Genomic DNA, 12,332 nt, shown 5'->3' on the forward strand with positions numbered 1-12,332 from the left:
CCGGTGATGGCGGTGAACCGCCGGGTTGAATTGGTGTTTGTCATGAGTCCGTGCCTTCGGTTAAAGCCGTCGTTTAGAACGGCCGGTTCGTGGACAAAGGGTTAAATCGCGTTACTTCTTGGGGGCGGGATCGCCTTCTACCTTCGAGAGAATCGCCTGCGTCACGGTCCATGGAAGCCCATCGAGGGCAATCTTCTTGCACGCGGCGATCAGGGCGTTGAGCTCGGTCACCATCACGTCAATATTCGCCGTCGTGAAGGTGTAGATGGAGCCTGCCTTTGTCTTGACCGTGACCGGCTTGGCTTTTTTGTCTCCGCGTTTCCTTCGTTTGATCTCCTGGATTTCCGCGAGCAACATTTCACGGGAAAGGTTCTGGTCAACGACCATTTGAGCCAGCTTGATCTGCGTTGGAACGTCCTTGATCTGCGCGATGAGAGACGCCTTGGACGGCGCGAGTTTGGAGGGAATCAACACGCGGATTTCTGCCGGAATGCGGTTGTGGATGTCGAGGCTTCGTTGGACTGCTGCGGGCGACATGCCCACCTGTTCCGCAATTTGCAATACTGTGCTGCCCGTCGCCTCCTTGAGTTGGTTCAGCATGATCGCCTGGTCGATGGGAGACGCGCCCTTCCTGTTGCGGTTCAGGCTTAGAATCAGGGACATTTCCACGAGCCGGGGCAAATCCTCGCCGATCACCCTGACCTGAATTTCTTTCCAGCCCAGCGAAATGGCTGCGGCAAGCCTATGCTGCCCATCGACCAATCGATAGCCTGCTCCGACTTTGACAACGATGATCGGGAAGTGCTGGCCGTCACGGGCCATGCTCTTTCTGATGGATTCTCGGTTCGCATCATCCTCGGTCCGTTGGATCAGCGGCGGCTCGATGCCGAAGACCGCGGCCATGAGGATCACCGGCACATAGTTGGCCGGTTGTTTCGGGGGTGGTTGAAGCATCTAGCGCCTCGTCTTTCGTATGGCAGCGCGTACCGTCATCAGGGACGCTTACGCAGCGTGCCGTTGGAGCCGGAAATGTTCCGGTTTTGGGGTTGGATTGATTCTTCAGTCAGGCGAGATCAATGAGAGCGGATGGTCACGAAGGTAAGCCGCCGCATTCGGCAGGTGTGATTCGGCTCTTCATGTTCTCCCTGTTTTCGTGTGGGGCTCGCTTGGGAATGTTGGGTTCATGCCCGCTCTTGGCATTTGGCAAACTATGTTGCCTGCCAGTAAGACTTGGTGTTCCGTGACAGAGTTTCAAGAATTTTCCTCCACCGCTTCATGATGGCTGTGATTTCTTTTGCGGGAATGCGCACCTGCGCAGATGCGCATCAGCCCCGATTCTCTGCGAAAAAATTCATATGTTCGGCAAGGTCAAATTTGATTTTTTCCATTTTATTAATATTGGTTGCCTGTCAAATGCGTTACAATCCGGTGAGGCCGCTCATGGCCTTTCTGCCAATTATCTCACTCCTTATTCCCCCCTTGGATGAGCCACATGAACCCGACACCTGATCGCCCCACGTATGCCTCCACCGTAAAAGCATTTCGCAAACAAAAAAAATGGAGTCAGAGACGCCTTGGACTTGAGGTCGAGAAGGTGACGAAGCACCGTCACACTTGTTCCAGACAGCCGATTTCAAACGGGGAAAAAACGAACACATGGTCCAGACGATTCTTTCGGCCGATTTGCGAGGTCATGGGCCTTGAGCATGTAACTGTGGAGAATGCGTCTGATTATTTCGTGGTGGATGGCTGGACGAGCGAGGAGGCAGCCGCGGAAAAGGAGAGAACGCTCGCCGGAACTCTGGGGGAGATTCAAGGCTGCCTCGCAGAGGCGATGGAAATGGTGAACGATCTCGCCGCCGGAACGTCAAGGTTGTTCGGAATGATGGGGCCGGAGAGCAATTGGGGCGGTACGACAACCACTCTACTTCCCAACATGTTCGAGTTCAACGATGATAACAAGGCCATGATCGAACAAGTGTTTGGCGCCATCTCCCGGGGCACGAACATCTTGTTCTTCACCCCGTCGCGTCAGTTCATCAAAGATCTCGAAGAAATCGACGAGCTTAATAACCTGGAATCCTACGAGGATTTCGACAATGGATTCAAAGATGTGTTCCGCAGCCGACTCATCCCTTGGCTTCAGGAAAAAGGCATGACAGAGTTTGACGCGACACGGGCCGCCTGGACTCGTGCCAATCGCTACGACGCTGACCGCTTTCCGTTGGTCAGCGCCCGAGAAACCCTGTCAATGTTAACGACATGGAGGGTAGATGGCGAGAAGGTGCAGCGATTGTTCTACCGAGGTTTCACTTCGCCATGCGGAATGGAAGGAATCCACGCACTTCCCCGCGACGAACGTTCACTTGAACGATTCAGCCATTGGATGGGAAGACATTTGGACGCGACCAACAAGGCTCTCAAACGCAAAATTGAGTCAACTGACGACGGGAGCGATGAGCGCCAGAAGATCCAATGGCAGTTGCAGTTTATCAGGGAGTTCCTTGACCGCACTGATAAGCCGCCGTCTTTAAATGACAGCAGGTGGCATCCACATATATAGGAGGCGTTCACCGACCCGTTGACATCTTTTCCTCCGTGCGTTACCCCTTTTCCGCCTGGTCGTTGTTTCAAAAGGGTTCAGCGGTCAGGCATAAAAACCCCACAACCACGGAGGCCCCATGGCTAAACGCAAGAAAGACCAACCCATCGAATCCCATACCGAACCCCATCAAATCGTCGAACAGGTCGCTGACTCTTTCTCACTCCCCTCCGATGTCCCTTTGGCCGAGCCGGTTGAACACCACGAACATGCTCACCACACACCGCATCACGAAGCCCATCAAGAAGACCCACATTCCGTTGTGAACGAACCCGCCGTTGCCGAGGAAAAGAAAGCTGGCACTTGGGTTGATAGAGCCAATCCTTGGCCTTCGTTGTCACACCACTGGCCTGATGGATATAAGGTCACTCTTTCCGAAGGATCATGGACCAAGGAAAACCAGAAACCCTCGGCAATGCTAATCACGTTTGGCAGTGGCACAAAGGACGACCAGCCCAAGGCGTTTGATTCCATCAAGCACGTTCTGAAAGACTCCGGCTATCATTGGGACGCCGAATCGAAGGCTTGGAGCAAGTGGCTGAAGGCCGGCCAAACGCAGGAAGGCCGTGTGAGTAATTCCCGCACCCGTGACGACGCGATCAAACTGGTCGATCAGGTCGTTCGCATGGAAGAAGCCGTCCGTGGTGAGATTCCAGGACGTAGCCAGCAGTTGGCCAAGGACGAGACGATCCCGTTCTAATCAACAGGTCGGCTCAACCGGCTTTCGGCAAGGACATTGCTGGACGAACGGGGCATTGGACGCGACGCACTTGGGGCAGAGCCATCCCATTCTGTAGGGAGGCGGTTCGCTCACTGGCAAGGCCGGCCAAACGGCAAGTTTCCACGGAGGTGAAGAATGGCGATTAAATCTTGCGGATGGGCAGACGCCTTCAGGATGTTTACATTCTCCAGTGCAGCAGCAAGCGACCATAATCCCTCCTTGGTTATGACTGAGCCGGGTAGCCACTCCCGGCGGCCCTTGCGGGTCTTGAGTGCCAACCCCTCAACCTTCATCCTCACACGTGGAACGTGATCGTCCGGCTTAGGGGCTGGTTTGGTTGCGGGTCTGGCATTCAGGGTTCGCGTGGTAGCCCACCCCACGGACAACTCTTCGTGCTTTCGCACAGGCTTGGCCCGCCATCCAGCTTCACGACTTGCGGATTGTCACATCCGCCACCGCAACCGACGACATCTTGCCTGATCCATGACACTCGCGCAACCACTTTCCCATAAACGAAACAACCCGCCCCGAAAATGGAGCGGGTCTTGAGCTTTTCATCACCGGCAAATTCACACCACGCCTCGGCGACGGCCAGCAACGATCATCACGACGCCTGCGGCAACCGCCACAATACCGGCGATGGGGTTGAGAATGAGTGTGTGGGGTTTTTGATAGTCGATTGTCAAAAAGCTGGTGTCAACTGCTCGCTCGGTTGTCATAAAAGTGATGCTCGGAACGGCGAGGGCGATGATGCCAAGGATTACGAGCAGAATTCCGATGGTTCGCATGGTTGCTTCTCCGCTTGAATTTCGTGTGTTTGAATGTTGAAAGTGAATCATGCACGCTCTGTGCCAATCGATGCCGAAAGGAGGGAGATTAAAATGCTTGACCAAACCTGTCAGATGCGATTCACTCCCCCATGCGAGCGACCACATCCCCATCAACGGCCATTTTGTGCATCATCCGCCTGTCGCTCGCAAGCCTCGCGGGTGATGCGCCAAGTGGCTGGAGAGTGAGGTGAGATGAAGCTGAAAGTTTGGATTGCCACGGACAAGGTCGGCAGTAAGTGCGAGCGGATCGTAGATGTACCAGACGAAGAGCTTGAGGACATGAATGAGGAGTCGCGCCAAGAGTATTTCGAGGAATGTGCTCGTGAGGAAATCTGGAACATGGCTGAATTTGGCTGGTCCATCGTGAATGAAACTGCATGAAGGGCTACTTTGGCATCGGGATCGAGAACTGCAAGACCGGCGTCAATGTCGGCACGCTCTGGCGGTCGGCCCACAACCTCGCCGCATTGTTATTTCCCGCCAAACCGGAAAACGGGCAATTATCGCCCCCAAGGGCATGACTGATGCACTCATCAGAGCCCCCGGCCGTTTGCTCTCTCATCCGAGGCATGGTTCGGGCAGATGCACAGATATAGAGGACAGCATGTCAGACCCGAAAAACGTGGCTCACGACAAAAAGGTTCAGCAGGAGAAAAAGCACAACGGCGAAGTGCCTGCCAGTGGTGCGACCGAAAAGCCGAAGCCGGGAAAGAAGCCGACCCTCAAAAAGGCAGATAGTGAGGGAGAGAGCTTCCAGCAACACGCCCACCAGACGGAAGCCGAAGAAAAGAAGCCCGATTCAACGGCACAATAACCATGTTTCATGGGTGGCACCGGGGAATTGAACGAGGGGCTGCCGTCATGGCATCGGCTCTCGCCGCCCCCGCCCTTGCCTTCGCGTCTTGCGTTGGCGAAGAGGAGGAATACCGAGAAGAGGGGAGAGACGCAACCCGGTTTGGTAGAATGGCGTCACCCTTGGAGAAACGTAATGTTACGCACTTTGCCCATCTTCGTGATGCTGCCCATTCTCGCCGTTGCCGCGCCCGCTCCGAAAGAAAAAAACGCTCTCTATTTCGCATCGAAGGTCGGCGACAAACTCGTTTATGAGCACCAAGACCAAGATCATAAGAATGAGCGAACGGAAGTGGTCACTCATGTGGAACACAAAGACGGACGGCTCATCGTCACAATTTCACGTGAATGGGACGGCAAATCAGTTGGGCCCATGGCCTATGAAGTCTCGCCCAAAGGACTGCATATGAACGCGGGCGTGACGTCCCGCCCCCATCCATTGCTCAAACTGCCTGCAAAAGCAGGTGATTCGTGGCTTAACGGGCCAGAATCGACCGACCATAAAGGATACAGAAGTACTTCGACCATTACGCAGACGGACGTGGACATCGAAGTTCCTGCGGGAAAATTCAAAACCATCCGTGTTGAAACACACATTACGGTTCAGGACCAGCGATTGACCAACATTTGCTGGTATGCACCCAACGTGGGATTGGTGAAAAGGATCACCACCCTTGCATCAGGCGAGCGGACACAGACCCTGAAATCGTTCACCCCCGGCAAATAATCGCCAAGGACTTCCCATGCGCCACGCCGTCATTGCCCTGCTCGCCGCAGGCCTTCCGCTCCTCGGCGCCCCGGCTCCAAAGGAGAAGGACAAGCCTGTCTTGTATTACGCCACCAAGGTCGGCGATAAAAGGGTGTATGAACGGAGGACTCATGAACCCAACGTAGCGGACACTACCAGCGAGAACACGCAATTGGTGACCAAAGTGGAAGAAAAGGATGGTCGCTTCTTGGTCACGATTCGGTCTGACATAACCGTCCCGCCCAGGCCAGACCTGACTTTTGAAGTTTCGCAAAAGGGATTGTTCACAGTCGCCATCAATGGCATGGAACACGCTCTGTCCCGCCAACTTCTCAAGCTGCCTGCCAAAGCCGGTGATTCGTGGGAAAGCAATCCGGAGTTGCCAAAGGGGTCGAGAACAACTTACACGATGATCGGGGAAGAAGTGATCGAAGTCCCGGCTGGAAAATTCAAGGCATTGCGGATCGAAAGCGTGTGGCGAGTCGGGGGCGATCTGAATGGAAAGCAGAGCTGCTGGTATGCGCCTGGAGTGGGGCTGGTGAAATCATTGAATGAATTTCCGGGAATCGAGCAGGTGACTGTCTTGAAGTCGTTCACGCCGGGGAAGTGACCTCACCCCTTCGTCACGCGCACTTTCCACTGATGACCGCAATTATCGCATTGGTAGGTCATCTCGATCCCGGCCGGGCGATTGACCTCGCCCTTTTCGGCAATCTTCGTTCCCGTGCACTTGCATGCTCTTTGGGAGCAACCCGGGCATGTTTTTTTGGTAGGTGACTTCCGGCCCATCTTTCGGGCTCCAGATGCTGATCAAGACGCTAATTAAGGTTGGTTTGATCTTATCACACCTCATGATCACATCCCTCCAGGAATCCTGTTTCGGCCGGATTTTTCCCTGGAAGACAAGATTGTTATCGCCTGTGATTGAAACGCCTTTGACGGCCAACAAACCGCTTTACACATCGCGCAATCCGCGCTAACGTCATCGCACGCATGGGCAATCAAGCCCGGCGAACCAGTGAGGGCCGGTGCCATCTGAAATCCAACTCTTCCACGACGACAACCGCCACCCATCTGAATCATTCACGTTCCCCGGTGGCGAAATCCAAGTTCGATTTCCAAGCCTTCCGCAACAACTAGCGGGCGACATCTCCGTTCTTGCCCGCTTGCAATCACCCGACGCGATCATCCGTTTGCTGCTGGCATGCGAAGTGATTGCCCGCGTCCATCGAGGAGGCCGAAAGACCTTGGTCGTCCCGTACTTCCCCTACGCGAGGCAAGATCGAGTGATGCAAGAGGGCGAGGCGTTCAGCCTGAAGAGCATCGCCAGCCTGATCAATCGCCTCGGGTTCGACGAGGTGGTCACATGCGATCCGCACAGCGATGTGACTTCTGCCTTGGTCGAGAACATCAGGATCATTCCTCAAGTTGATCTTGTTGTCGCCCACGAAGGGATCGGACGCATCATCCACTCTGACATCACCGTCGTTGCGCCGGACGCGGGTGCGGCCAAGAAGGCATTCGCCGTCGCCAATCATTACCGCCTGCCGTTGCTGACTGCTTCCAAAGTACGAGATGTAACCACCGGTGCTATCACCCACACGGAGGTCCACGACGCAGCATCGGTTGCAGGCAGGAGCGCTCTCATCGTAGATGACATCTGCGACGGCGGCCGGACGTTCATCGAACTGGCCAAGGTGCTGCGGTCACAGGGTGCCAACCGGGTGTTCCTCTTCGTCACCCACGGCATCTTCTCGCAGGGCTTGGGCGTTTTCAATGGATTGATCGACGCCGTATTCACCACTGACACATTTCTCAGCCGCGATGTTGAATCTCCGCATCAGGCTCCCGTTCCACTTCACATCTCAACCATTCACTTCTGAAAGGACTCGCCCATGAAACTTAACCCATTGAATTGCATCGATTTTTATAAGGCCGATCACCGCCGCCAGTATCCCGAGGGCACGACGCTGGTCTATTCCAACTTCACGCCCCGCTCGGGCAAATTGAGCAACATCCCCGAACATCTATTCAATGGACGGGTGGTGTTCTTCGGGTTGCAATACTTCATCAAGCACTTCCTGATCGAGACATGGAACACGGAATTCTTCGCCAAGCCCAAGGAGGAGGTTGTCGCCCGGTACAAACGCCGGATGGACACTTCTCTTGGGAAAGACGCGATCCCGGTCGAACACATCGAGGCTCTTCACGACCTCGGCTATCTGCCGATCTGCATCAAAGCGTTGCCCGAAGGCTCGTCCGTGCCGATCAAGGTTCCGGCGTTGGTGATTTACAACACGCATCCCGACTTCTTCTGGCTTACCAACTATCTCGAAACCGTCCTGTCCTGCTACCTGTGGAAGCCGATGACCTCGGCCACCATCGCCAGGCATTACCGCACCTTGCTTGAGCGTTACGCCTTGGAAACCGGGACTGACGCGGGCTTCGTGCAATTTCAGGCCCATGACTTCTCCTTCCGTGGATTGAGCGGTGTGACCGATGCGGCCTTGTCGGGAGCCGCCCACCTGACTTCCTTTGTGGGAACAGACACCGTGGCCGCAATTGATCTGATCGAGGATTACTACAACGGCGACGCGGAGAAGGAGTTGATCGGTTGCAGCGTGCTGGCGACTGAACATAGCGTTGCTTGTCTTTCTTCTTGCCATTTTGGTGGTGATGTGAGCATGGTGGAGGAGGCTTACGACGAGGTGAGCGGTGAATGGAATCGGATAGCGTACCTGACCAATGACAAAGCGATGTAACAAATGCAAAGAGCATAAGCCACAGGCAGAGTTTCACAAACGTGCCTGCCACAAAGATGGAATGGATTCATGGTGTAAGGCATGCAGAAATTGGCTCAACAAAGAATATCGCATGCAGAACGACGCAAGGCTGAAAGCAGCAAGAAAAGTGCGGTATCAATCGAATCTGGAAAAATTTAGGGAAGAGAAGAAGGCATACTACAGAAAAAACGTGGCCAAAAAGAGGTTGTATGACGTCGAGTATCGGGCAGCGAACAAGGATCGGATTCGCGACTGCAAACGCGTCTGGGAAGAGAAAAACCGAGACAACTCCATTGTCAGGGTCAAGCGGAATCTACGGCGTCGGCTTGGCCATGTGATACGAAGAGAAAACAAATGCTCGTCAATGCTGGACTTGCTCTCTTGCAGTGCGGAAGACTTCGTCAAGCATATCGAGTCCCAGTTCGAGACAGGCATGAGTTGGGAGAACTATGGGTCGTTCGGCTGGCACATCGACCACATCATGCCTTGCCACTCGTTCGACCTTACGAAGCCGGACCAGCAACAGGCCTGTTTCCATTACACGAACCTGCGGCCATTATGGTGGCGGGAAAACATATCAAGGAGGAGGATTCATGAAGACGAGAATTAGAGAGTTGACCGAACAAGAGAAGTTGGCATACGGCGAGTTGAGTCATTTTCGGCACATCATCACCCGCATCTATCCCTCGGGCATCGTGTCGATTGTTTCCGACACTTGGGACTTCTGGAAGGTCGTCACCGAATACGCCGCCGAGCTGAAGGATGTTATCATCGCCCGCGAAGGCAAGCTGGTGTTTCGGCCTGACAGCGGCGACCCGGTGAAGATACTCGTCGGCGACCCCGACTCCCCGGAAGGCTCCCCGGCCCGCAAGGGAGCGGTGGAGTGCTTGTGGGAAGTTTTTGGTGGCACGGAAACCGACAAAGGCTTCCGGCTACTCGATTCCCATGTCGGCCTGATCTACGGCGACTCGATCACGCTCTCCCGCGCCGAGGCTATTCTTGAGGGGCTGAAAGCCAAGGGTTTCGCATCGGGTAACGTGGTATTCGGCGTTGGATCGTACACGTACCAGTATGTCACTCGTGACACATTCGGCTTTGCCGTCAAATCAACCTACGGGGAGGTGAACGGTGTCGGGCGAGACATCTTCAAAGACCCGGTGACGGACAACGGGGTGAAGAAGTCAGCCCGTGGCCGCATTGGTGTCATTCTCGTGGATGGCGTTTACTGTCTGGTGGACCGCCAGGACTCGCTTGAGCCTGAAGACTGCTGCCTTCGAGAGGTGTTCCGCGACGGAAAACTGCTGATCGACGACACCATTGCAACTATCCGCGACCGTGCCAGGGAATGACCCCCGAAGAACTGACCACCCTCTGCGAAACCATCTACGGCAAAACGGGCTGGCAAACCAAGCTGGCCCGTGACCTCGCCAGGGAGCCAAGGACGATCCGCAGGTGGCTGGCGGGGAAGGCCGAGGTGCCGGTGAAGGTGCGGGAGTGGTTGCGGGGGAAGGTCGGGCGGGAATTAACGTAAAAGGGCGTCGAACAGGTCGCCGATAATTGACCACAAGCGGCGGGCAAGGCGTTGATGAAGCCGTTCAGCTGCAATGGCTTGAACGAGGCAAGGTTTCATTCCGGCGCGATGCCGGAAGACACGGCTGTCATCCATGAACACAATCATCGAAAGCTTCTTGTTGGTGCGAGTACCAAAATGGAAAAGCCATCCGACCACCAGCCGTCTCTCCCACGGCTGATTTTCGGATGGCTTTAATGCTGACCGAGTCGAACCACCAATCGCGAAACCTCTCCCACTTCCCGATTGACGCATTCAACTCAGCGATGGAGATAAATGCACGTCTTGTGCCACATCGCCCGGCAATGCGGCTCGAAGCTCAAAATCATCGGCAAACCAAGCTCATTCCGAATGGCAAAATCTCGCCGCCTCACACCATCGAAATCTTTTTCGTTCATTTTCTGCATGCGACATCATCAATGCCTGCCTGTCTTGAATGCAACGGGTGGTTTCAACCGTTGCGGCCGATTAATGCGGGGCTGAAATGATCATGCCCTTTAGTAATCCCCGATGACCTGACCGTCTTGGGGGTCGCAGACCTTGCCCCATGTCGGGCCGTCAATCGTGGCTTTGACCGAACGGACGCTCCCGTCCATCAAACCGATATTGATCACTCCGGTGTGGATCGCCTGGGCGTAATTCCATTGGGCGGTGGCGACGGTCGGACGGTTCTGAATGTAGTTGTTGGTGGCGAACGTCGCCAGTGTCCAGCCCCAGTCCCAGTTCTCCAGGTTGTAACCGGCGGCGTAGAAGTTCTGTTGCGGGCCGTTTGTCCCGTATGGCCAGGACCAAAGGCTGCCGTAAGACCCTCCCGATCCCGTTGTCCCGTATTTCTCGACGAAGGCCATCGTGTTGGACGAGCCATCGGGAATGGTCCCGATGGTGAACGGGGACGTCGACATGGGCTTGAGCGTCCAGGGGTAAACGGGGTCCGAGCCTTTTTGGGGTCCGAAAAGGCCGATGTTGCCCGCGTAATTGGTGACGGCCCACGTCGAGAGCGCCCCCGGAGTGCTTCCGGCCCAGATGCCGCCCGGGGAACTCGTGTCCGACGGACAGAGGTACGTCTTGACGACGATGCCTTGGAGGCTGGTTGTCGAATCAATCGGTGCCGACCACGTTTCGTGTCCCAGCCCCGCCCCGCTGATGCCGAGACGGCTCAGGCTCTCCTGCTCCAGGTAGGGCAGAATCCAATAATGGAGCGATCCCCGTTGCGATCCGGTGACGGAGTCGATTTCCGGCAGCTTCCCGCCATTGGTGTCGGAGTAGTTGGCCACCGCCAGCCCGACTTGCTTGAGGTTATTCGAGCATTTCAAACGGTTGGCCGCTTCCCGAATCTTCTGAACAGCAGGCAGCAGCAATCCGATCAGGATGGCGATGATGGCGATCACCACCAGCAACTCAATGAGGGTGAAGGCGGAGCGGACCAGGCGATGCGGCATGGCGAATCCTTGGAATGGCGAGACGAACCGGCGGGAGAGTGCGGAGGGACGCGGGCATCCGAAGGGGATACCTGGCGCATTGGGAGAGGAAATAGAAGAATAACCGCGAGAGTGAGGCGGCACAACTGATATTTCTCGATCTCGTCAAGCATCAACCGAGCGGCGTCGATGCGATCACCCAGCTTGCGCCGGACCTGCAAACACGCTAATGCTCGGTCATGGACATCCCCGCACGCATCCAAGCCATCAAGGACGCCGACCCCAACTGGCGACGCGATCCCCGGACACTGGAGATTGCCAAACTGGCGTGGGGAGCCGAGTGCCACGTCAATAACTCGGGCGTCTTTTGCCCTCGGCAGGAGGAAGTTGTCGCTCGTTGCGGGAAAGCGACAGCGACGGTTGGCCTTTGCAAAGTCAGAGAGCATGTGTGGGTCTTCTGCACGTCGATCCAAACGAGCAACTTCGGATACTCCTACGCCCCATCCGTGTGGCTGGCAGAACCCTTCGAGAGCGAAGACGAAGCGAGGCGCGCCGGGATCGCGGAGTTGATCGAGCGAACGGAGCGGAAAGGCGGGCTGTCCCACGGAGAGCGAGCAGAGATGGAAGGGCTGCGGAAGGCGTTGCGGGGAATGGTGAGCCAGCCGACGTTGTTTGGATAACGGAAGGCGCGTCACATTGTGACGCTTATCATGCGACGATGAGTCGTAAATTCGTCCACGCGACAGAATTTTCCTCGCGTTGGTACGAGATATGCTTGAATTATGCCATTGTCAGGCAGCCCGCATTG

General features: G+C 55.6%; 16 protein-coding genes and 2 pseudogenes. 14 read left to right on the top strand and 4 right to left on the bottom strand.

The annotated features are described in order from the left end of the window. Positions 1–111: 111 nt before the first annotated feature. Entirely contained in the window at positions 112–903 is a 792-nt protein-coding gene (locus tag BGIM_RS0135700; RefSeq protein ID WP_238537785.1) for a ParB/RepB/Spo0J family partition protein, read from the bottom strand. Between the two features lie 589 nt (positions 904–1,492). Between BGIM_RS0135700 and BGIM_RS0135710 the strand changes: the two genes are divergently transcribed. Together BGIM_RS0135710 and BGIM_RS0135720 are read left to right on the top strand one after the other, a co-directional pair. Further along, positions 1,493–2,563 (top strand): hypothetical protein, encoded by a 1,071-nt coding sequence (locus BGIM_RS0135710; protein ID WP_157369668.1) that lies wholly within the window; start codon positions 1,493–1,495, stop codon positions 2,561–2,563. Between the two features lie 118 nt (positions 2,564–2,681). Then, on the top strand, positions 2,682–3,302 hold the full coding sequence (locus tag BGIM_RS0135720; protein ID WP_020474449.1) for a hypothetical protein: 621 nt from the start codon (positions 2,682–2,684) through the stop codon (positions 3,300–3,302). Positions 3,303–3,892: 590 nt separating this feature from the next. Here the strand turns inward: BGIM_RS0135720 and BGIM_RS0135730 are convergent. Continuing rightward, entirely contained in the window at positions 3,893–4,111 is a 219-nt protein-coding gene (locus BGIM_RS0135730) for a hypothetical protein (RefSeq protein ID WP_020474450.1), read from the bottom strand. A gap of 234 nt (positions 4,112–4,345) precedes the next feature. Between BGIM_RS0135730 and BGIM_RS0135735 the strand changes: the two genes are divergently transcribed. The 10 genes and pseudogenes from BGIM_RS0135735 (at position 4,346) to BGIM_RS0135780 (ending at position 10,067) form a co-directional block, all read left to right on the top strand. Then, entirely contained in the window at positions 4,346–4,534 is a 189-nt protein-coding gene (locus BGIM_RS0135735) for a DUF7167 family protein (protein WP_020474451.1), read from the top strand. Next, on the top strand, positions 4,531–4,674 hold the full coding sequence (locus tag BGIM_RS63805) for an RNA methyltransferase (RefSeq protein WP_020474452.1): 144 nt from the start codon (positions 4,531–4,533) through the stop codon (positions 4,672–4,674). The genes BGIM_RS0135735 and BGIM_RS63805 overlap by 4 nt, the downstream gene beginning before the upstream one ends. Positions 4,675–4,757: 83 nt before the next feature. Next, entirely contained in the window at positions 4,758–4,967 is a 210-nt protein-coding gene (locus BGIM_RS54080) for a hypothetical protein (protein ID WP_040891332.1), read from the top strand. 174 nt (positions 4,968–5,141) lie between these two features. Beyond that, positions 5,142–5,732, top strand: coding sequence for a hypothetical protein (locus BGIM_RS0135750; RefSeq protein ID WP_020474454.1), 591 nt, complete (start codon positions 5,142–5,144; stop codon positions 5,730–5,732). Positions 5,733–5,748: 16 nt separating this feature from the next. Beyond that, complete coding sequence (locus BGIM_RS0135755) at positions 5,749–6,363, top strand: TapB family protein (RefSeq protein WP_020474455.1); 615 nt, start codon at positions 5,749–5,751, stop codon at positions 6,361–6,363. A 418-nt stretch (positions 6,364–6,781) separates the two neighbouring features. Further along, on the top strand, positions 6,782–7,636 hold the full coding sequence (gene prs, locus BGIM_RS54085; protein ID WP_020474457.1) for a ribose-phosphate diphosphokinase: 855 nt from the start codon (positions 6,782–6,784) through the stop codon (positions 7,634–7,636). Between the two features lie 12 nt (positions 7,637–7,648). Continuing rightward, positions 7,649–8,413: pseudogene (locus BGIM_RS54090) on the top strand (nicotinamide phosphoribosyltransferase domain-containing protein); the annotation flags it as partial. Positions 8,414–8,627: 214 nt separating this feature from the next. Next, positions 8,628–9,146, top strand: a complete 519-nt coding sequence (locus BGIM_RS66680; protein WP_020474458.1) for a hypothetical protein — start codon at positions 8,628–8,630, stop codon at positions 9,144–9,146. A gap of 34 nt (positions 9,147–9,180) precedes the next feature. Further along, positions 9,181–9,885: pseudogene (locus BGIM_RS58840) on the top strand (nicotinate phosphoribosyltransferase); the annotation flags it as partial. Further along, positions 9,882–10,067, top strand: a complete 186-nt coding sequence (locus BGIM_RS0135780) for a hypothetical protein (RefSeq protein WP_020474459.1) — start codon at positions 9,882–9,884, stop codon at positions 10,065–10,067. The pseudogene BGIM_RS58840 and the gene BGIM_RS0135780, both read left to right, overlap by 4 nt. On the opposite strand, the gene BGIM_RS63810 is transcribed toward BGIM_RS0135780, so the two are convergent. Next, positions 10,059–10,265 carry a hypothetical protein gene (locus BGIM_RS63810; RefSeq protein WP_020474460.1) on the bottom strand — a complete coding sequence of 69 codons (207 nt, stop codon included), beginning with the start codon at positions 10,263–10,265 and terminating at the stop codon, positions 10,059–10,061. The two genes, BGIM_RS0135780 and BGIM_RS63810, sit on opposite strands and share 9 nt — an antisense overlap. 38 nt (positions 10,266–10,303) lie before the next feature. Between BGIM_RS63810 and BGIM_RS0135790 the strand changes: the two genes are divergently transcribed. After that, the gene (locus tag BGIM_RS0135790; RefSeq protein WP_029631297.1) at positions 10,304–10,594 is read left to right on the top strand and encodes a hypothetical protein; all 291 of its coding nucleotides are present in this window, start codon (positions 10,304–10,306) and stop codon (positions 10,592–10,594) included. Between the two features lie 9 nt (positions 10,595–10,603). Here BGIM_RS0135790 and BGIM_RS0135795 read toward each other — a convergent pair whose 3' ends face one another. Further along, on the bottom strand, positions 10,604–11,545 hold the full coding sequence (locus tag BGIM_RS0135795) for a DUF1559 family PulG-like putative transporter (protein ID WP_020474462.1): 942 nt from the start codon (positions 11,543–11,545) through the stop codon (positions 10,604–10,606). A 218-nt stretch (positions 11,546–11,763) separates the two neighbouring features. Between BGIM_RS0135795 and BGIM_RS0135800 the strand changes: the two genes are divergently transcribed. After that, positions 11,764–12,204, top strand: coding sequence for a hypothetical protein (locus BGIM_RS0135800; RefSeq protein ID WP_020474463.1), 441 nt, complete (start codon positions 11,764–11,766; stop codon positions 12,202–12,204). Positions 12,205–12,332: the final 128 nt, after the last annotated feature.

This window comes from Zavarzinella formosa DSM 19928 (genome assembly GCF_000255705.1).
Classification (GTDB): Bacteria; Planctomycetota; Planctomycetia; order Gemmatales; family Gemmataceae; genus Zavarzinella; species Zavarzinella formosa.

Bases quoted from the DNA above. Each gene is read 5' to 3' on its own strand.
- BGIM_RS0135700 (WP_238537785.1), bottom strand. From the start codon at position 903: ATGGCCGCGGTCTTCGGCATCGAGCCGCCGCTGATCCAACGGACCGAG.
- BGIM_RS0135710 (WP_157369668.1), top strand. From the start codon at position 1,493: ATGAACCCGACACCTGATCGCCCCACGTATGCCTCCACCGTAAAAGCA.
- BGIM_RS0135720 (WP_020474449.1), top strand. From the start codon at position 2,682: ATGGCTAAACGCAAGAAAGACCAACCCATCGAATCCCATACCGAACCC.
- BGIM_RS0135730 (WP_020474450.1), bottom strand. From the start codon at position 4,111: ATGCGAACCATCGGAATTCTGCTCGTAATCCTTGGCATCATCGCCCTC.
- BGIM_RS0135735 (WP_020474451.1), top strand. From the start codon at position 4,346: ATGAAGCTGAAAGTTTGGATTGCCACGGACAAGGTCGGCAGTAAGTGC.
- BGIM_RS63805 (WP_020474452.1), top strand. From the start codon at position 4,531: ATGAAGGGCTACTTTGGCATCGGGATCGAGAACTGCAAGACCGGCGTC.
- BGIM_RS54080 (WP_040891332.1), top strand. From the start codon at position 4,758: ATGTCAGACCCGAAAAACGTGGCTCACGACAAAAAGGTTCAGCAGGAG.
- BGIM_RS0135750 (WP_020474454.1), top strand. From the start codon at position 5,142: ATGTTACGCACTTTGCCCATCTTCGTGATGCTGCCCATTCTCGCCGTT.
- BGIM_RS0135755 (WP_020474455.1), top strand. From the start codon at position 5,749: ATGCGCCACGCCGTCATTGCCCTGCTCGCCGCAGGCCTTCCGCTCCTC.
- BGIM_RS66680 (WP_020474458.1), top strand. From the start codon at position 8,628: ATGCAGAACGACGCAAGGCTGAAAGCAGCAAGAAAAGTGCGGTATCAA.
- BGIM_RS0135780 (WP_020474459.1), top strand. From the start codon at position 9,882: ATGACCCCCGAAGAACTGACCACCCTCTGCGAAACCATCTACGGCAAA.
- BGIM_RS0135790 (WP_029631297.1), top strand. From the start codon at position 10,304: ATGCTGACCGAGTCGAACCACCAATCGCGAAACCTCTCCCACTTCCCG.
- BGIM_RS0135795 (WP_020474462.1), bottom strand. From the start codon at position 11,545: ATGCCGCATCGCCTGGTCCGCTCCGCCTTCACCCTCATTGAGTTGCTG.
- BGIM_RS0135800 (WP_020474463.1), top strand. From the start codon at position 11,764: ATGGACATCCCCGCACGCATCCAAGCCATCAAGGACGCCGACCCCAAC.